General features: G+C 69.2%; 20 protein-coding genes and 1 tRNA gene. 13 read left to right on the top strand and 8 right to left on the bottom strand.

Annotated elements, in window-relative coordinates; all coding sequences use genetic code 11:
- The first annotated feature begins 13 nt into the window (after positions 1-13).
- The 4 genes from glp (at position 14) to QE397_RS13740 (ending at position 3,062) form a co-directional block, all read left to right on the top strand.
- Positions 14-1,270 carry a gephyrin-like molybdotransferase Glp gene (gene glp, locus QE397_RS13755; protein ID WP_027504112.1) on the top strand — a complete coding sequence of 419 codons (1,257 nt, stop codon included), beginning with the start codon at positions 14-16 and terminating at the stop codon, positions 1,268-1,270.
- A 31-nt stretch (positions 1,271-1,301) separates the two neighbouring features.
- Entirely contained in the window at positions 1,302-1,952 is a 651-nt protein-coding gene (locus tag QE397_RS13750; RefSeq protein ID WP_027504111.1) for a GNAT family N-acetyltransferase, read from the top strand.
- Between the two features lie 207 nt (positions 1,953-2,159).
- Positions 2,160-2,924: a gephyrin-like molybdotransferase receptor GlpR gene (glpR, locus tag QE397_RS13745; protein ID WP_056447538.1), complete on the top strand. Its 765-nt coding sequence runs from the start codon at positions 2,160-2,162 to the stop codon at positions 2,922-2,924.
- 62 nt (positions 2,925-2,986) lie between these two features.
- A tRNA-Ala gene (locus QE397_RS13740) sits at positions 2,987-3,062 on the top strand.
- A gap of 13 nt (positions 3,063-3,075) precedes the next feature.
- On the opposite strand, the gene QE397_RS13735 is transcribed toward QE397_RS13740, so the two are convergent.
- A complete protein-coding gene (locus QE397_RS13735) occupies positions 3,076-3,825 on the bottom strand; it encodes a hypothetical protein (protein ID WP_156380407.1) in 750 nt (249 codons plus the stop codon).
- 149 nt (positions 3,826-3,974) lie between these two features.
- Here QE397_RS13735 and QE397_RS13730 point away from each other — a divergent pair, with 149 nt between their 5' ends.
- Genes QE397_RS13730 through QE397_RS13720 form a run of 3 tightly spaced genes read left to right on the top strand, consistent with a single transcriptional unit; the run spans position 3,975 to position 7,407 of the window.
- The gene (locus tag QE397_RS13730; RefSeq protein WP_222627659.1) at positions 3,975-5,306 is read left to right on the top strand and encodes an MFS transporter; all 1,332 of its coding nucleotides are present in this window, start codon (positions 3,975-3,977) and stop codon (positions 5,304-5,306) included.
- 44 nt (positions 5,307-5,350) lie between these two features.
- Positions 5,351-6,025 (top strand): response regulator transcription factor, encoded by a 675-nt coding sequence (locus QE397_RS13725; RefSeq protein ID WP_307095337.1) that lies wholly within the window; start codon positions 5,351-5,353, stop codon positions 6,023-6,025.
- A complete protein-coding gene (locus tag QE397_RS13720) occupies positions 6,022-7,407 on the top strand; it encodes a HAMP domain-containing sensor histidine kinase (protein ID WP_307095335.1) in 1,386 nt (461 codons plus the stop codon). Before QE397_RS13725 ends, QE397_RS13720 begins: the two co-directional genes overlap by 4 nt.
- Here the strand turns inward: QE397_RS13720 and QE397_RS13715 are convergent.
- From QE397_RS13715 to QE397_RS13695, 5 genes are all read right to left on the bottom strand, one after another.
- Positions 7,334-8,308: a TAXI family TRAP transporter solute-binding subunit gene (locus QE397_RS13715; protein WP_307095333.1), complete on the bottom strand. Its 975-nt coding sequence runs from the start codon at positions 8,306-8,308 to the stop codon at positions 7,334-7,336. The genes QE397_RS13720 and QE397_RS13715 overlap by 74 nt on opposite strands.
- A 28-nt stretch (positions 8,309-8,336) precedes the next feature.
- Positions 8,337-8,831 carry a type II toxin-antitoxin system RatA family toxin gene (locus tag QE397_RS13710; RefSeq protein WP_051612957.1) on the bottom strand — a complete coding sequence of 165 codons (495 nt, stop codon included), beginning with the start codon at positions 8,829-8,831 and terminating at the stop codon, positions 8,337-8,339.
- Positions 8,832-8,857: 26 nt separating this feature from the next.
- The gene (locus QE397_RS13705) at positions 8,858-9,892 is read right to left on the bottom strand and encodes an SDR family oxidoreductase (RefSeq protein ID WP_307095330.1); all 1,035 of its coding nucleotides are present in this window, start codon (positions 9,890-9,892) and stop codon (positions 8,858-8,860) included.
- Positions 9,889-11,133 (bottom strand): aspartate aminotransferase family protein, encoded by a 1,245-nt coding sequence (locus QE397_RS13700; protein ID WP_307095328.1) that lies wholly within the window; start codon positions 11,131-11,133, stop codon positions 9,889-9,891. The genes QE397_RS13705 and QE397_RS13700 overlap by 4 nt, the downstream gene beginning before the upstream one ends.
- Positions 11,134-11,381: 248 nt before the next feature.
- On the bottom strand, positions 11,382-11,924 hold the full coding sequence (locus QE397_RS13695) for a CGNR zinc finger domain-containing protein (protein ID WP_027504105.1): 543 nt from the start codon (positions 11,922-11,924) through the stop codon (positions 11,382-11,384).
- Between the two features lie 59 nt (positions 11,925-11,983).
- On the opposite strand from QE397_RS13695, the gene QE397_RS13690 reads away from it, so the two are divergent.
- The 5 genes from QE397_RS13690 to QE397_RS13670 all read left to right on the top strand — a co-directional run bounded on the left by QE397_RS13690 (position 11,984) and on the right by QE397_RS13670 (position 15,273).
- Positions 11,984-13,006 (top strand): DMT family transporter, encoded by a 1,023-nt coding sequence (locus tag QE397_RS13690; RefSeq protein ID WP_081821042.1) that lies wholly within the window; start codon positions 11,984-11,986, stop codon positions 13,004-13,006.
- Between the two features lie 135 nt (positions 13,007-13,141).
- Positions 13,142-13,609: an effector binding domain-containing protein gene (locus QE397_RS13685; RefSeq protein ID WP_222646166.1), complete on the top strand. Its 468-nt coding sequence runs from the start codon at positions 13,142-13,144 to the stop codon at positions 13,607-13,609.
- A complete protein-coding gene (locus QE397_RS13680; RefSeq protein WP_027504103.1) occupies positions 13,606-14,043 on the top strand; it encodes an effector binding domain-containing protein in 438 nt (145 codons plus the stop codon). Before QE397_RS13685 ends, QE397_RS13680 begins: the two co-directional genes overlap by 4 nt.
- A 267-nt stretch (positions 14,044-14,310) precedes the next feature.
- Positions 14,311-15,006 carry a TetR/AcrR family transcriptional regulator gene (locus tag QE397_RS13675; RefSeq protein WP_051612955.1) on the top strand — a complete coding sequence of 232 codons (696 nt, stop codon included), beginning with the start codon at positions 14,311-14,313 and terminating at the stop codon, positions 15,004-15,006.
- Positions 15,007-15,090: 84 nt separating this feature from the next.
- Positions 15,091-15,273 (top strand): hypothetical protein, encoded by a 183-nt coding sequence (locus tag QE397_RS13670; protein ID WP_056447066.1) that lies wholly within the window; start codon positions 15,091-15,093, stop codon positions 15,271-15,273.
- Positions 15,274-15,296: 23 nt separating this feature from the next.
- Here the strand turns inward: QE397_RS13670 and QE397_RS13665 are convergent, their stop codons facing one another.
- The gene (locus tag QE397_RS13665) at positions 15,297-16,067 is read right to left on the bottom strand and encodes a ferredoxin reductase (protein ID WP_056447069.1); all 771 of its coding nucleotides are present in this window, start codon (positions 16,065-16,067) and stop codon (positions 15,297-15,299) included.
- A gap of 1 nt (position 16,068) precedes the next feature.
- On the bottom strand, positions 16,069-16,668 hold the full coding sequence (locus QE397_RS13660) for a sulfite oxidase-like oxidoreductase (protein WP_056447072.1): 600 nt from the start codon (positions 16,666-16,668) through the stop codon (positions 16,069-16,071).
- Positions 16,669-16,775: 107 nt separating this feature from the next.
- Between QE397_RS13660 and QE397_RS13655 the strand changes: the two genes are divergently transcribed.
- Positions 16,776-17,654, top strand: coding sequence for an SDR family oxidoreductase (locus tag QE397_RS13655; RefSeq protein ID WP_081821041.1), 879 nt, complete (start codon positions 16,776-16,778; stop codon positions 17,652-17,654).
- Positions 17,655-17,706: the final 52 nt, after the last annotated feature.

The raw sequence follows: 17,706 nt of genomic DNA, 5'->3' as shown, positions 1-17,706 counted from the left end.
ACGGAAGGTGCGGATGCGCTCGGTTGAGGAGCAGCAGTCGAGAGTGACGGCTGCAGCGGTTGCCCCCCGGCCGGTGCGAGTCGCCATCTCCGAGGCGCAGGGTCTGCTCTGCGCGGAGGAAGTGGTGACCGAGCGCCCGCTGCCCGGGTTCGATCAGGCGGCCATCGACGGCTACGCGGTCCGCAGTGTGGACATCGCTGCCGCGGGGTCGGCCACCGACGACGACGGCGCGCCCGTCGACATCTCGCTGCCCGTGGTGGGCGAGGTCGCGGCGGGGTCGCGTCAGCCCATCCGTCTGCAGCCGCGGCAGGCGGTGCGCGTCGACACGGGTGCACCGCTGCCCACCCTCGCGGATGCCGTTCTGCCCGTGGATCGAGCGAAGTTCGCGCGCGGCCGCATCGAGGTGCTCGCACCCGTGCGTTCCGGAGAGTACGTGCGCCGCATCGGCGACGACGTGCAGCCCGGCGACGTCGCCGTGCGGTCCGGGACCATCATCGGCGCAGCGCAGGTCGGGCTCCTCGCAGCTGTGGGCCGCGACAAGGTCCTGGTGCATCCCCGTCCCCGCCTCTCGGTCATCTCGATCGGCGGCGAACTCGTCGACATCGAACGCACTCCGGGCCAGGGCCAGGTGTACGACGTGAACAGCTACGCCCTCGCTGCCGCGGCGCGGGACGCGGGCGCGGACGTCAACCGCATCGGCATCGTCAGCGGTGACGCGAAGCGGCTGCGCGAGGTGGTCGAGGGGCAGCTCATCCGCTCCGAGATCGTCGTCATCGCCGGAGCCGTCGGCGGCAGCGCGTCCGAGGAGATCCGCGAGGCGCTCGAGGACTTCGGCGACATCGAGGTCGGCCGCGTGGCCATGCACCCCGGATCGGTGCAGGGCTTCGGCCAGCTCGGTCGCGACGAGGTACCCACCTTCCTGTTGCCGTCCAACCCGGTGAGTGCGCTCGTCGTCTTCGAGGTGATGGTGCGGCCGCTCGTGCGCATCGCGCTCGGTCGACGCCAGCCCATGCGCCGCATCGTCACGGCCCGCACCGTCGGACCCATCACGTCCATCGCCGGGCGCCGCGCCTACCTGCGCGGCCAGCTCATGCGGGACGAGGGCACGGGGGAGTACCTCGTGCAGGCACTCGGCGGTGCTCCCGGCAGCTCGTCGCACCTGCTGGCGACGCTGGCGGAGGCCAACTGCCTGGTCATGGTCGACCCCGAGGTGACCGAGGTGCGGACCGGCGAAGAGGTCGACGTCGCATTCCTCGCGCAGCGCGGCTGACGCTCCGTCCTCTTCGCTAAGGTTTCGAAGTATGCCGCGATCGTGGTCGAGCCATCCCGGATGGCCGGCGAAGCTGGGACCTCTCGTGGTTCCCGCGGGCGAGGTGACGGTCCGACCGGTACGTCTGCGTGACGCCGCGGTGTGGTCGCGGACCCGCATCGACAACCGCGCGCACCTCGAACCGTGGGAGCCCACCGGTGAGGCGCCGTGGGACATGCGGCACGCGATGTCGTCGTGGCCGCCCCTGTTCTCGAGCCTCAAGGCCGAGGCCAGGCGCGGGATGATGCTGCCCTTCGCCATCGAACTGAACGGCACCTTCGTCGGGCAGCTGACTGTCGGCAACATCGTTCGCGGAGCCCTTCGATCGGCGTGGATCGGCTACTGGGTGGCCAAGGACGTCGGCGGGCAGGGGGTCGCCACGGCAGCACTCGCACTCGGCGTCGACCACTGCTTCTCGTCGGCCGGGCTGCACCGGCTCGAAGCCACCGTGCGGCCGGAAAACGCTGCCAGTCAAGCGGTTCTGCGCAACGTCGGGTTCCGCCAGGAGGGCCTGCTGCAGAGGTACCTCGACGTGGACGGTGCGTGGCGCGACCACATCCTCGTCGCCATGACGGTGGGGGAGACGCCCGGGACGGTGGCGGACGTGCTGGTGCGCAGTGGTCGGGCGGCGTGGGCTCGGTAGTTGCCTCGCGATTCCCGTAGGGGTTCCGTGTTCCCGCGCGTGCTGCAGTGTCCGCGGGAACACGCAAGCACTACGGGAAGTTCGGCCTGTGACTGGAGTGACATGAGTGCACTCGTGTTCGGCGCGTCGTCGTCGGCGGTTCACCGCGCCCCACTACGCTGACGTGCAAGCTCACATGAATGTGATTCACGTCAGGAGGTGGTGGGTGTGCCCAATTCGGTGATCTGGATCGGCCTCGTCGCCATCTGGCTGTTCGTGCTCGTGCCGATGGTGGTCACATCGCGCCCGCGTATCCGCCGCACCACCGACGTCGCGCTCGCGACACGGGTCCTGCACCGGGGCGGAGCACGGCTCCGCGTCGATCCCGGCCCCGCGGCAGGGCATCGCAGCGACCCCGACTGGCGCCCGTCCGACGACGACCTGCACTCGACCGACTCGCTTTCGGAGGATCCGATGGAGACCCAGCACGGCCACGAGAGCGACGAGCACGTCGACGAGTACTTCTCGGAGGACTTCGTGCCGCAGCGACGCGGCCGCGGCGGCTTCGATCCCGAGGCCGACGCCATCGCCCGCGCCGCCCGCTACGCGTTCCGTCAGCGCACGGTGCTCGGCTCCGTGTTCGTCATCGCGATGTCTGCAGCGCTGGGATTCCTTGCGAGCCCGATCTTCTGGTGGGTCTTCGCCGTCACCATCGTCGGGCTGTCGTCCTACCTGTTCTACCTCCGCCGCCAGGTGCGCATCGAGGAGGACATCCGTCGTCGTCGTATGCAGCGTCTGCAGCGCTCGCGCCTCGGTGTCGAGTCCAGCACCGACCCGGAGCTCAAGCTCACTCCCGAGCGCCTGCGTCGTCCTGGCGCCGTGGTGCTCGAGGTGGACGACGAGGACCCGGCGTTCGACCATCTCGAGCACTACGACGAGCGCGTCGGCGACTCCCACCTCGACGTCCGCATGCGCCGCGCAGCGGGGGAGTGACCGGATTTCTGGCAGTCCCGCGGGGCTGCTAGAGTTCAATTCGATCCTGGTTCGCCGGGTAAGGGGCTGTGGCGCAGTTGGTAGCGCGTCTCGTTCGCATCGAGAAGGTCAGGGGTTCGATTCCCCTCAGCTCCACCACGTTCGACTCTCGTCACAGCGCATCGCGGAACTCGTCCAGGAACGGCGACGGCGTCTCCCGTCGGATCCGCCACGACCGCACCAGCCACATCTCGACGAGCTCGGGCCGTACGCGGCCCAGTCTCGCCCACTCGTCGAGCACCTCGCAGTAGTCGAGGTAGCGCCGCACGGTCATGGCCGACACCGAGGGATTGTCCACCCACCCCAGGTGCACGAGTTCCGACAGCGCCTGCTGGTCGAGGAGTTGCGGGCGGTGCAGCATGTTCTCCGACCCGATCGCCCACACGTACAGGGACATCGGAACGCGCCCGAATCCCGTGGCCCTCGGCCAGCCCGACCAGTCCCGGTGCGGACCGACGTCGATGAGCGCCGGCGCGCGGCGGCACTCGTCCAGTGCCTGCCGAACGCCGTGCAGCCGACGGTCGCCGGCCGGCTCCTCGAGGTCCCGCGCATCGGGGAAGCGGCGAGCGCGGTCTCGGTCTCGATGACCGACGAGCCATGCGGCGCAGTGGTAGACGGTGGTCAGATCGCACCCGCTCCCGATGGTCTGCAGATCGCCGCGCCGCAGGAACCCGGTGCCGGTCTCGACGACGTCTCCGTCCAGACCTCGGGCGCGGACCCGCACCGGGATGCGCGCGCTCGTGAGACGACTGTTCCACCAGTCGAGGTCGATCTCCGCGAGATCACCCAGCACGTCGTACTCGTACGAACGGGTGCTGCACCACGCGAGGCACGCTTCGGGTAGCGCCGGCGTCGTCGTCATGTCGGCGATGGTGGCAGGTCCCACCGACAGCCTCGGTCGGGTTTGCAAAGTGTCTGTAAAGACTGCCCGCAGCCGTGCCTCATATGGCGCCGGTCACACCTAGTGTTCGTTCGGTGCATCCCCTGCACCGGACCGAAAGGTGACCATCCATGGCCACGACAGCCATCCCCGCGGGGCCTCCCTCGACGAAGCGGGCGGTGTTCAACACCATTCGCGGATCACTCGGCAACCTCGTCGAGTGGTACGACGTGTACGTCTACACGGTCTTCGCGTCGTACCTGCAGTCGAGCTTCTTCGCCGACGGTGAGCCCAACGCGGGCATCTACACGATGGGCATCTTCGCAATCACCTTCGTGATGCGCCCGATCGGGTCGTGGTTCTTCGGTCGGTACGCGGACCGGCACGGGCGTCGTCCCGCGCTGGTGTTCAGCATCTCGCTCATGGCGGGCTCGTCCCTGCTCATCGCGCTGACCCCGACGGCCGCGTCCATCGGGTCGGCCGCCGTGGTCATGCTCGTCCTCTGCCGCCTGCTGCAGGGCTTCGCGACGGGTGGCGAGTACGGCACGTCGGCGACCTACATGTCCGAGGCGGCCACGCCGGGGCTGCGCGGATTCTTCTCCTCGTTCCAGTACGTCACCCTCGTGGGCGGTCACGTCCTCGCCCAGGTCACGCTGCTGATCCAGCAGAGTGTCCTGACCGACGAGCAGATCGCCTCCTTCGGCTGGCGCATCGCGTTCGGAATCGGCGCCCTCGGCGCCGTGGTCGTGCTGTTCCTGCGTCGGAGCATGGACGAATCCCTGCAGACCGAGGTCGACGGCAAGCGCAGCGGCTCGATGACCGAACTGTTCACCGCGTATCCGAAGCAGCTGCTCATCTGCTTCCTCGTCACCCTCGGCGGCACCGTCGCGTTCTACACCTACAGCGTCAACGGACCGCTCATCGTCAAGAGCACCTACGCCGATCAGGGCATGACGGCGACGTGGATCAACCTCGCGGCGCTGGTGCTGCTCATGGTGATCCAGCCACTCGGCGGACTGCTGAGCGACAAGATCGGGCGCAAGCCGCTGCTCGTCGGGTTCGGCATCGCGGGTGTGCTGTGGTCGTGGACCTTCCTGAACCTGCTGCCGCGCGTCGAGACGCCGATGGTGTCCTTCCTGCTGCTCGCCGGCACCTACGTCATCCTCACCGGCTACACCTCGATCAACGCGATCGTGAAGGCGGAACTGTTTCCGGCGCACGTGCGCGCTCTGGGACTGGGACTCGGCTACGCACTGGCCAATTCGATGTTCGGTGGCACGGCTCCGGTGATCTACGAGGCCGCCAAGGAGAACGATGCGCTCGACGCCTTCGGCATCTACGTCACCATCGCCATCGGTGTCTCGCTCGTCGTGTACGTCTTCGTCCTGAAGAACCGCGCACCGACCTTCCTGGACGCCGAGCAGGCACGCCGAGCGGACAGGAACGAGGCGGCCGTGTCCTGAGGTCCGTGCGTTAGGCTTTCCGCGCCGGACGGGAGGGCCTGACGATGCAGATTCTCCTCGTCGAGGACGACCTCGGAGTCGCCGACGCACTCACACAGTCGCTGCGTCGGCAGGGCTGGGCGGTGCGGCACGCCGCGACCGGGACCGCGGCGCTCGACATGGTGGACGACGCCGATCTCGTCCTGCTCGACATGGGGCTCCCGGATCACGACGGCCTGTGGGTCTGCCGCCGGATCCGGGAGCACTCGTCCGTTCCCATCGTGGCGCTCACGGCGCGGCGCACCGAGGATTCCGTGATCGGCGCTCTGCGTGCGGGTGTCGACGACTACGTCACCAAGCCGTACAGCTTCGCGGTGCTGCTCGCACGGCTGGACGCGGTCGTGCGGCGCAGTGTCGGACGCGTCGCCACCGAGCCGGCCGTCGATCTCGGCTTCGACCTCGCTCGGGACACCCGCGAGGTCACCGCACCCGACGGCACCGTGCGCACGCTCACCGCGAAGGAATGCGAACTGCTCGTGGCACTCTCCCGCACACCGGACCGCCCCGTGAGCCGCGCCGCGCTCATGGAGGAGGTGTGGGACACGACGTGGGTGGGTGCCTCGCGCACACTCGACGTCCACGTCGCGTCACTGCGGAACAAGCTGAAGGACGTCGCCCGGATCGAGTCGGTGCGCGGTGTCGGCTATCGACTGGTCGCTCCCGCCGAGCCCGACGCGTGAGGAGACGGCTGCTCGCACTGGCGATCACGTTGACGGCCGCCGTGCTGGCGGCTCTCGTCGCGCCGCTCGTGGCCGCCCACGCGGAGGAACGGGCGATCACCATCCACGAACGGCGTCTGGCCGCCGCGACCCGGTTCGCCACCCTGGCCGACAGCGTCGGTGACGCGAGCTCACTGGGACCCGATCTGATGCGGTACGGCGAGGTCACGGAGAGCACCCGCACGTGGATCGTCGACATCGACGGATCGGTGCTCGCACCGGCAGGCTCGGATCCGCCGGCCGACGTGCCGGGTCTGGCGGGCGCGGTACGCGACGCGCTCGCGGGAACACCGACCTCCGCTCCGACTGCGCTGTGGCCGTGGCAGACCGAGCCGTTGATCGTCGCGACGCCCATCGGCCGGGACGCGCAGATCCTCGGTGCCGTCGTCATGCTGGAGGACACGTCGGCCGCGCGGGACAACGTGCAGCGAGCGATGGTGCTCGCCGCGGCGGGCGGCGCCGTCGTCCTCGCGCTCGTCGCCTGGCTCGTGGGAGTGCCACTCGTCGGCTGGGTGGTGCGGCCGGTCGACGATCTGACCACCCGCGTCGAGCAGCTGTCCCGTGGCCGCACTCCGACCGAGGGACGCCACGTCGGGCCGCCCGAACTCCGGCGGCTCGCGGAGTCGTTCGACGACATGGCGGCGAACGTGGAGCACTCCCGGCAGCAGCAGCGCGAACTGGTCGCGGACGTGTCGCATCAGTTGGCCAATCCGCTGACGGCACTGCGGCTCCGGCTCGAGAACCTGGCCGTGGACGATCCGGCCGTCGAACCGGTGCTCGCCGAGACCGAACGCATGGCGCGCTCACTCGACGCGGTGATCGAGATCAGCCGCGCGGGAGGCTTCGACCGACGCTCCTCCGAGGTGGACGTCGCCCGGCAGCTTCGCGAGCGGGTCGCGCTGTGGGCGCCGTTGTTCGGGGATCTGCTGACCGTCCGGGTCGACGTCGACACCGCCCCGGCGTTCCTGGAGGAGGACCTCGTCCCCACGGTCCTCGACGTCCTGCTGGACAACGCCCTGAAGTACGCGGAGGGTCGGTCCGTCGACGTCGCGCTGGAGCAGGCCGGCGACGCGTGGCGAGTGACGGTGCGCGATCACGGTGACGGCGTCAGTGCCGCCGAAGCCGCCGAGCTGGGGCGGCGCTTCCATCGACTCGACCGGCACGCCGGCGTCGAGGGCACCGGACTGGGTCTCGCGATCGTCGTCCTCCGCATCCGCGACGCCGACGGGGACGTGGTCTTCGACCCCGCCGATCCCGGCCTGCGGACGGTCATCTCACTTCCCGCGCGTCTCGATCGCGGAACCACCGCAGCGCCCCCGGATGCAGCGGGACCGGCTGGGTGAACATCCCGGCGGCGACGGTCGGCTGCCGGACGTCGGGGACGGTTCGTGCGATCGCGTCCTGACGGTCGAAGACGACGGACGTGAACCCGTAGGCCGAGTCCTCGCGGAGCGTCGGCGTCGCGATGAGGTAGGTCTTCACGCTGACAGTCTGGACGGCGGCGGGCAGACGGTACGGCCCGGCCGGCAGCGGACCGGTGACGTACTGCGGACCCCACGTCGACACGAGTCCCTCGACCAGTCCACCGAGATCCAGCGCGCGGACCGGTGTGCGCGCGCCCAGCTCGACCAGTGCCCGCACCGGGAACCCGCTGACGAAGGCCAGCGCGTCGACGCGTCCGGTGCTCAGCGCCGCCGTCGCCTCGCCGAGCGGTTGCGCGACGAAGTCGACGTCCGCCGTGTCCACTCCTGCTGCGGCCAGGCACCTCTCGGTCACCGACCGGGTACCCGAGTCGGTCTGGCCCGCGCTCAGGCGCACGCCCGTCAGATCCTGGATGCCCGTGACCGGGGAATCCACCGGGACGAGGATCTGCAGGAAGCTGTCGTAGAGCCGGGCCAGCGCGGTCAGGGGGACCGGGGAGTCGAAGGCTCCCTCGCCGCGCACCGCGTCGAGCGCCGTGTCGCCGAGACAGAACGCGACGTCCGCGGTGCCCGACGAGAGGTCGAGCACGTTTCCCACGGAGCCGCCGGTCACGACGACCTCCGAGCGCACACCCGGCAGCACCTGCGTGGCCTCTGTGCGCAGAGCCGCGCCGTACTCGTCGAACACCGCACCCACGTTGCCGGTGGCGATGCGCAGTCGGCCGGAAGCGTCCTGCCACCACGTATCTCGGGAACACCCCGCCAGGGCGGCGGCGGCCGCAGCCGCGCCGGCCCCGCGGAGGAACTGCCGTCGGCCGAGCACGCGTTCAGCATAGGCCGGGGCCGGTCCGTCAGCGCTGAGTGAGCCGCGACCCGGTCTCGACGGAGACGACGCCCGAGCCGAAGAGCCCGTCGACGATCTGGTGCACGCCGGTGGCCAGTTCCTGTGCGGCGACCGGATTGAGCATGTCGGCCATCGACGGGATGCCGATGTCGACGGCGGCGTCGAAGGCCATCTCGACGGCGCCGTCGCCGGTCTCCCGCACCGCCCACCGGCCGTCGAACGATCCCAGGTCGCCGCTCGACTGCTCGAAGGTGACGGTGCGGCCGGGCACGTCGACGGTGTCCGTCTCGACCCACTGCAGCAGACCGCCGCGGAAGTGGGTCGACCACGACGACGATCGAACGTACCCGGCCGCGTCCCGCGACTCGGGATCCGTCACGGTGATGCGGTCGACCATGGGTACGTGATCGCCGAAGGAGGCGAAGTCGCTGACCCGATCGAACACGTCGTCCGGAGTGACGCCGGTGAGGGTGGCGATCACACTGATGATGCTGGGGGACATGAGAACTCCTCGAATGGAATCGACGGTCAGGCGGACTGCAGGACGGGATAGGCGCCGGGGGAGCGCTCCACCAGATGTCGGGCGGTGAGGCGGGCGGAGCGTTCGATGCTGCCCGCCGTCTGCGCGGGAGGGAGGGGTCCGGACCCGAGCGACGTGGGAAACGGGCTGGTGTTGAACAGGTTCGCGACGGAGGCGAGGAGATTGGCGAACTTCGTCTGCGACGCGGGGTCGAGCAGGTCGAAGAAGGCCGGCTTCCACAGGCGCTGGAACACGTCCGGGTGCAGCCGGCGAGGCGCGTCCACCGCGATCCCGAGGCGGGTGGCCTCGTCGACCAGCACGGCGACGAGCGAGTCGATGTCCAGTGCCGCGGCCCCGCTGGTGACCCACACGTGCTCGCGGTCGTACTGCCGCGGGTGGTTCACCACCGTCGCGATCGACCGTGCGACGACGTCGCACGGCACGAAGTCGTACTGCAGCGCGTCCTCGCACAGGACGACCGGCAACGTCCCGCGCAGGAAGGCGCGCACGAGGGTGTGCAGCCCCTGCAACTCGGAGATCTCACCGGTCTCGGAATCGCCGCACACGATGGACGGGCGGACGATGGTCCAGTCGAGGCCGCTGCTCCGCACGAGATCCTCGCCGTCCCTCTTGCTGGCGATGTACGCACCGGGGTGCATGGTGGCGAGTCCGCCGGTGACGTCCGGGATCACGGGTTGGCCGACGAAGGCGGTGCTGACGTGCACCAGGCGTGCCGACGCGTCCCGGCAGAGCTCCACGATGTGGCGGACTCCGTCGACGTTGACGGCCCGGGTGGACGCGTCGTCGATCCCGAAGTCCACGACGCCGGCGCAGTGCACGACGGTGTCCACGTCGCGGGTGAGGGCGGACCACGTCCGGTCGTCGAGTCCGAGGTGTGGCGCGCGGAGGTCGCCGCGGACAGTGATCCCCGAGTGCTGCACGGCCCGTCGACCTTCCAGCACGACGACGTCGTGGTCCTCGGTGAGGGCGCGGAGCGTCGGCAGTCCGACGACGCCGGAGGCTCCGGTCAGCAGAATCGTCATCGGTGTCCTTTCGAGAACGTCTCGCGCAGTGCGTCGCCGACGGCGGTGAGCATCCAGTCGACATCAGCCTCGGTCATCGTGGCCGGGGGAGTGAAACGCACGACTGGACTGGCGTTCAGGGAGTGGTTGGCCACGACGCGCCGGTCGAGCAGCGCGAGCAGGAAGCGGCCGGCGGTGCCGGCGTCGCCGAAGTCCAGCCCGATGAGCAACCCTCGACCGCGGACCTCCACGGTCCCGAGATCCGCTGTGAGTATGCGCAACTCGTCGAGCAGTCGTCCGCCCGTCCGTGCGGATCGCGCCACCAGCTTCTCGTCGTCGATGACCTCGAGCGCGGCGCACGCGGCCGCCATCCCCAGCGGCGCACCGGAGAAGGTCGACGTGTGGATGCCGAAGTCGATGTCGAAGGCACGGAAGGCGCGCGGTGTCGCGACGGCGGCCGACACGGGAATCACGCCGCCGCCCAGACTCTTTCCCACGAGGACGATGTCGGCATCGACGGCGTCCCGCTCGCTCTCCCACATCAGGCCGGTGCGTCCGAGCCCGGTCATGATCTCGTCGATCACGAGGAGGGCTCCGCGTTCACGGCACAGTGCCGAGGCGACCGCGAGGTAGTTGCGGGGCGGGAGCACGACCCCGCCCTCACCCTGCACGGGTTCGAGGACCACGCAGGCGTCGGAGGCGTCGTCGCCGAGTGCGTCCGACAGTGCCTGGACGTCGCCGTACGGAACTGTGGTCGCCGCGGTGAACAGTCGACGGAACGGGTTCTGGTACGACGGATTCGCCGTGAGGGCGAGCGCGCCGAGGGTCTTGCCGTGGTAGCCGCGGCTCGCCCCGATCAGGCGATGGTGGCCGGCGCTGCAGGCCATCTTGACGGCGGCTTCGGTGGCCTCGGTTCCGGAGGCACCGAAGTAGACCTTCGACAGCGGGTCCGGCAGGCGGGCCGCCAGTGCCGCCGCGGCCTCGGCCACCCGAGGTTCGAGCAGGGTGCGGGTGGAGACGGGATGGCGTCCGAGCTGGGCGATCACCGCGTCGACGACGCGGGGATGCCGGGCGCCGAGCAGGAGGGTCCCGTACCCGCCGCAGTTGAGGTACTCGACGTCGTCGGTCGACCACAGTCTGGCTCCGAGCGAGCGGTCCTCGACGATGTCGCCCAGCATGGAGGCCACGCGTGCACGAGACTCGGACAGATGCGCGCGGGTGTGGCTCTGCACCCGCCCGTCGAGGGACGTCGAGATCGACATGGTGTGGCTCCCGAGACGAGGAGAAGCGATGAGGCGTGCGGCCCGGCGGGCCGCCGCGATCACCGACGGTAACCCCGGCTGCAGGTGGCGTCAAAGCCACTGATGAGTCGTATGATGTTGCGCGACAACAGATGGAGCGAACCACCGTTATCCTGTGGGGCAGCTCCGAGTGGCTGGTCCGGTGACCACGGAGTGAATCCGGATCATCAGAAATTGTGCGAATATCGGTTCACCGGGACCGGCCGTCGTCAGATCTTCTTGCGGGCCCGGTACGCGGCGACGTTGGCGCGGTTGCCGCAGTTTCCGGTGTCGCAGTACCGCCTCGATCGGTTGCGGGAGAGGTCGACGAGCACCGCGTCGCAGTCCGGTGCGTCGCACAGGCGGAGCCGCTCGAGCTCGTCCGACCGCACCATGTCGGCGAGGGCGACGGCGGTCTCGGCCGTCATGCGATCGGCGAGGGGCGCGTCGTCGTCACTGACGTGCATGTGCCAGCCCCAGTCGCCGTGGCGGGTGAGGTACGGCCGGGCGTCGGATGCGGCCAGCATCGCGTTGACGACGGGTACGACGGCGTCGGGTTCGCCCGTCTCCCACAGCGCCCGCCAGGCCGGGCGCAGGGCCCGCACGGCGTCGAGTTCCTCCTGTGTGCCGTCGCGGCGCCCCGTCCACTCGTGCTCGTCGAGCATCGACGACAGGGTGCTCACGTCAGGGAGGTGGTCCTCGCCGTTCGCGGCGGTGTTGATCAGCGCCGCCGCCCAGACGAGGGCGGTGCGTGTGTCATGAGCAAAAAGCATTTGACTCCTGACCTTCCGGGTCTCTAGTGTCATGACCAATCTACAGTTACGGTCATGACATGACGGGCGACGTACCCGGCGGTGTGGCCGGATCCTCGAAAGGGCCGCTCATGGTGTCCTCCCGTTCCGGTGTCGCGTTCGCCGTGACCTCCGCGATCGCGTTCGGAATGTCGGGCCCGTTCGCGAAGGCGCTCACCGACACCGGGTGGTCGCCCGAGTCCGCGGTGCTCGCTCGCATCGTGGGCGGTGCGGTGATCCTCCTGCCCGTCGTCGTCCTGCTGCGCCGCGGCGCACTCCGCGGGGTGCTCTCGGCTCCCGTCACCGTCGTCGCGTACGGCGTCGTCGCGGTGGCAGGAGCCCAGGTCTGCTTCTTCAATGCGATCCAACACCTCTCGGTGGGTGTCGCACTCATGCTCGAGTACCTCGGGCCGGTCCTGGTGATCGGCTGGATCTGGATCACCACCCGGCGGCGCCCCCGCCCGACGACGATGGCGGGTGTCGCACTCGCGCTCGGCGGTGCGCTGGTCGTGCTCGACGTGTTCGACGGCGCCGTGTTCGATCCTGTCGGCGTGCTCTGGGGACTGTCCGCCGCCGTGTGTCTCGCGTTCTACTTCGTGGTGTCCGCGAAACAGGGTGACGCCGTCGATCCGTTGGTTCTCTCGGCCGCCGGACTGGCGGTGGGCGCCATTGTGGTCGGCGTCGCCGGAATGCTGGGAATGGTTCCGTTGCAGGTGTCGACGAACGACGTCGCTCTCGACGGCCGGGCGTGGCCGTGGTGGACTGCCGTCGCAGTGCTCGCCCTGGTCTCCGCAGCCGTCGCGTACGTTTTCGGGATCATGGCGTCCCGCGCTCTCGGGGCATCGACCGCATCGGTGATCGCGCTGGTCGAGGTGCTGTGCGCGGTGGTTGCGGCGTGGCTCCTGCTCGGCGAGACAGTGTCTCTCACTCAAATCGCAGGTGGTGCAGCAATTCTGACGGGAGCCGCCGTGGTGCAGTGGCGATCCGATGCACCGCCGCCCGTGGAGGCGTTGCCGGCCTCGGCAGGAATGGACGGATCTCACGGGGTATCCGTTCTCCCCTGACGCGGCACTGTATGGTGAGGGCGCGTCGTGGTATTCGGCGGGTGGGCACTTCTCCGGGCGGGGTCGCGAGTGCCGGTCCGCCGGAATGTCAGTGACCACCACGCGGACATCGAAGCCGTTGCACGGGAGCCCGTCATGACCATCGAATTCGTCGACCTCGCGGAAACGTGGGTTGCGGGTCTTCCTGTGCGCAGCCCGAAACGGGCGTTGGGCTCTCTCTACGACACCAATCTCGAACGTGCGTGGTCCGGAATCCTGAACCAGGACATCGGTGAACCGCTCGGGTCGGTCTACACCGACTTCGTTCCCGCGATCGGGTCCTACAGCACGCAGATCGTCGGGTACCGCGTCGCGGACGGTGACGTGCGCCGCGGGCACATCGTGGCGCGTGTGCCGGCGGGTCGCTATGCGAAATTCTCAGCAGTCGGCAATTTTCCGCAGGTCCTGACGACGCTGTGGAACGAGATCACCCACGCGGAGGAGATGGGGTCCTTCACTCGCGCCTTCACCGGTGAGTTCGAGGTGTATCCCCACGCGTACAAGATCGAGATGTACGTTCCGGTCGCGACGCCCGGCTCGCGGGGCGTCGGCGGTGCGGGATGACGTTCCGTCTCGTGGCACGTCCGAGCATGGTGTTCGGCGGACTGGTCGTGCCCGGTGTCGATCCCGGACCCGAGGGCAGCGCCAGCGATCTCGTCGTGTTCCTGCGTGAACGTATCCGCGAACGTGAACCGGAGGACGCCGACGTCTACACCGTCTACGTCCCGGATCAGCGTGGTGTCTGCAACGTCGTCGTCGGCGTACCTCGTGGGAACGTCGACGACGTGCCGATCGGCGACGTCTTCGTCACGGTTCCGTCGGGAGCGTTCGCGGTCTTCACGCCGTCGATGACTCTGCCCGACCGGGCGGAGGACGCGTGGGCGCAGGCCGAGGAGGCCATCGCCGACGGCTCGATCGTGCGCGCCGGCGGGGTGGAGTTCGAGTGCCTCTCAGCCGATGGGAACGTCGAGATCTTCGTCGCCGTCTCGCTGCAATGACGTGCGCCGACGTCCGGTGCCGGCGGACGAGAAGTCGGCTCTCGTCGAGATAAAGAACCTACCGACGAGTAGAAGCAGTCGGAGCGGTGCCTGGACTCGCTCGAGCGCTGGTCGTCATTGTGATTTTGTCTCGAGTGCATTTCTGTGGCGGTGTTCGAGTCCAACCTGTGCCTATCATGATCACGCGCAGTAGAAGGGTGTGACACGGGATTCACACCGGCGGTTCGGAGCACCGGTCCGAACGCGCGTGACTAGTGGGGAGTAACAATGGTCAGGCAATTACGTGCAGAGGCAACGCGGTCCGCGGCCCTGCGGGCTGCCGCCGATCTGTTCCTGCGGGTCGGCCACGCCACGGCGACCCTGAGCCAGGTCTCGGCGGAGTCGGGTGTGACCAAGGGCGCGCTGTACTTCCACTTCGCGTCCAAGGAAGAGCTGGCGCGCGCGCTCGTCGACGAGGGTCGTGAGCGTGTCGCGGCCGCCTGCACCGGAATGGTCGACAGCCGTTCTCCTGCACTGGAATCCGTCATCGGGATCACGTATTCCGTTCTCGACCTTGCCAATACCGACAACCTGGTGCGCATCATGTACCGCCTGCAGCTCGAGGTGGACGCACCGGACCCCACGCGGGGGAGCGTCTTCGGTACGTGGCAGAACATCTTCTCGCACCTCTTCGAGCGTGCCATCGAGCACGGTGACGTCATCGACTCGCTGGACGCCGAGACCGCGTCCTGCCTGGTCTCGGAGATGCTCAGTGGCGTGCTGATGGTCGCCGAGGGCACTGCGCGCCTCGACGGTGCCGCCGTGCGCATGGAGCAGGTCTGGCACACCATCCTGCCCTCGCTCGTGCCTCCGGCGAAGCTCCCGTACTTCCGCGAGTTCGCCTCGCGAAGCCTCTCCAGCTTCGTACGCGATCGCTCGGGTGCCGACGCCACCAGCGACACCGGCGTCTCCAGCAACCACTAGCGTTCGGCGCTCCCCCGGCGCACACTGTGACGTGAGACACACGGCATCGTGTGTCGACCGCACGAGTGACGTCGGGAGAGACCCATGGAAGACATCGCCACGCGCGAACGCACCGACCGCCGCATGTCCGACAACGAGCTGCGCAAGGCCATCCGCGTGCTGCAGTCACGCGCGGACGACGCTCGGAAACGCGGTGACGCCGACGATGCCGCACGCATCGAACGCACTGTCCGCGACTACCAGGACGAGATGACCACCCGCCTCTGAACTCGGCCGGGCGGGGACGGTTGTCAGCTGGGTCCGAAGCGCTCCGTGCGGATGTTCGCCGGTGCATGTCCTCGCTCGACCAGCATGTCCGCGACCGTGTCGACGAAGCTCGTGGGCCCGCAGATGTAGCACCGCGGCTCGAACTCGGCGGGCCACCCGTGCGCGTCGAGATCCTCGATCGTGATGCGGCCGAGCGGCCTGCGGGAGCCGGTGGGAGCGCGCCGCGTGTAGAGCGTGGTGACGTCGACTCCCGCGGGCGGATGCGCCCACTCGTCGGCGAAGTACACCTCTGCCGGTTCACGGACCGAGTAGAGCACGCGGAACGGCACCCGGCCGCCGCTCGATCCCGCCGCGGCCTGCGCGCGGACCATCGCGCGGAGCGGAACGATGCCCGAGCCGCCGCCCACCAGCAGGACTGGCGGCGACGGGGTCTCGGTGGGTGCCGACGGCCGCCAGACGAACCACCGGCCGACGGGTCCGCGGATCTCGAACCGGTCGCCCACCTCGACGGCGCCGACGAGGTAGGGGGACACCTCGCCGTCGGAGACGTTCTGCACGGCGATCTCGATGCGCGACGTGCCGTCCGGTGCGGAGGCGAGGGAGTAGCTGCGCTGCGCGCTGTACCCGTCCTCGGCGGTCAGCTTCACGTCCACGTGCTGTCCGGCGAGATGTCCCGGCCAGCCGTCGACGTCGAGCACCAGCGTCGAGGCGGTCGGTGTCTCGCGCCGCACCTCGAGCACCCTCGCGACGAGCCAGGGCCGGGCCCCGACCCCGGCGGTGGCTCCGGTGGTCACGTCAGTCGCCTTGGTATCGCTGCTCGCGCCACGGGTCGCCGTAGTCGTGATAGCCGCCGCGCTCCCAGAATCCCTGTTCGTTCTCCTCGGTGAGCTCGATGCGCGAGACCCACTTCGCCGACTTCCAGAAATATAGGTGCGGCACGAGAAGCCGTGCGGGACCGCCGTGTTCGCGTGCGAGCGGCTCTCCGTCGAACTCGGTGACCAGCCAGGCCTTCCCGTCTCGCAGGTCCTCGAGGGGCAGATTGGTGGTGTATCCGTCGAAGCCATGCACGACGACGTATCCGGCCTCGGTGTCGAGACCGTCCAGCAGCACGTCGAGACTCACGCCGTTCCAGTTGGTGTCGAGCTTCGACCACTTGGTGACGCAGTGGATGTCGACCGTCGGGGTCTCGTGCGGCAGCGCGGCCACCTCGTCCCACGTCCAGGTCCGGGTCTCACCGGTCTCGGACGTGATGGAGAACGACCACGTGTCGGTCGCGACCACGGGCGCGGGCCCGATGGCGAGAACCGGGAAATCGTTGGTCAGGTACTGGCCGGGGGGAGTCCGACCGTCGTCGCCGCGCCGGCGGCCCACGAAGCCCTTCGAGATCAACGCCATGGTGGCAGATTCTGCGCCGGTCGTCGGGCCTCTGACAAGTCGGAGCGCGCACACTCGACCGGTAGTGTCGGGCACCACAGCAGGCCGGCGAGGGGGAGTGCGACGCGATGGTGCAGAGCAGGCTGAGAGGGAGACGTCCGCGACGGTCGTGGACCGACCTGCGCGGGGCGATCGTGCTGGTCACCGGCGCCGCCAGCGGCATCGGTCGCGCCACGGCGATCGAGGCCGCGCGGCGTGGGGCGCGGCTGGTCGTCACGGACATCGCGGAGGCGGGACTGGCGGCCACGGCCGCCACCATCGCCGAGAACGGCGGCAGCGTCGTCGCCTCGCGTGCGTTCGACGTCTCCGACCACGACGCCGTCGCCTCGTTCGCGGACGCCGTGCACGCCGAGGTGGGGAGCGTCGACGTCGTCATGAACGTGGCCGGGATCTCCGCGTGGGGCACCGTCGAGAACATGGCCCACGAGACGTGGAAGGCGCTGATCGACATCAACCTGATGGGCCCGATCCACGTCACCCAGTGCTTCGTTCCCCCGATGATCGCGGCGGGTCGCGGTGGGTACCTGGTCAACGTGTCGTCGTCGGCCGGCCTGCTCGCGTATCCGTGGCACGCGGCGTACAGCGCCAGCAAGTTCGGCGTGCGCGGCATGTCCGAGGTGTTGCGCTACGACCTCGCCCGGCACGGCATCGACGTCTCGCTCGTGGTCCCCGGGGCGGTGCGGACACCGCTCGTCGAGACGGTGGACATCGCCGGCGTGGATCGCGACGACCCACGCGTGAGAAAGCTGACCGCACGCTTCGAGGCCCACGCCGTGTCGCCCGAGGTGGTCGCGGAGAAGATCCTGACCGGGATGGCGAAGCGGCACTTCCTCGTATACTCGAGCAACGACATCCGGGTGGGGTACTGGGTGTCGCGCAAGTTCGCGCGCCCCTACGAGATGACCATGCAGGCGGCCAACGACTACTTCTCCCGACTGCTGCGCTGACCTCACGCGCGTGTCGCGGCGGAGCGCGTGCCGAGTCGGCGCTCACGCACTA

It is taken from the genome of Rhodococcus sp. SORGH_AS_0301, assembly GCF_030818285.1.
Lineage (GTDB): Bacteria > Actinomycetota > Actinomycetes > Mycobacteriales > Mycobacteriaceae > Rhodococcoides.
This window is presented reverse-complemented; position numbering and strand designations above follow the sequence as displayed.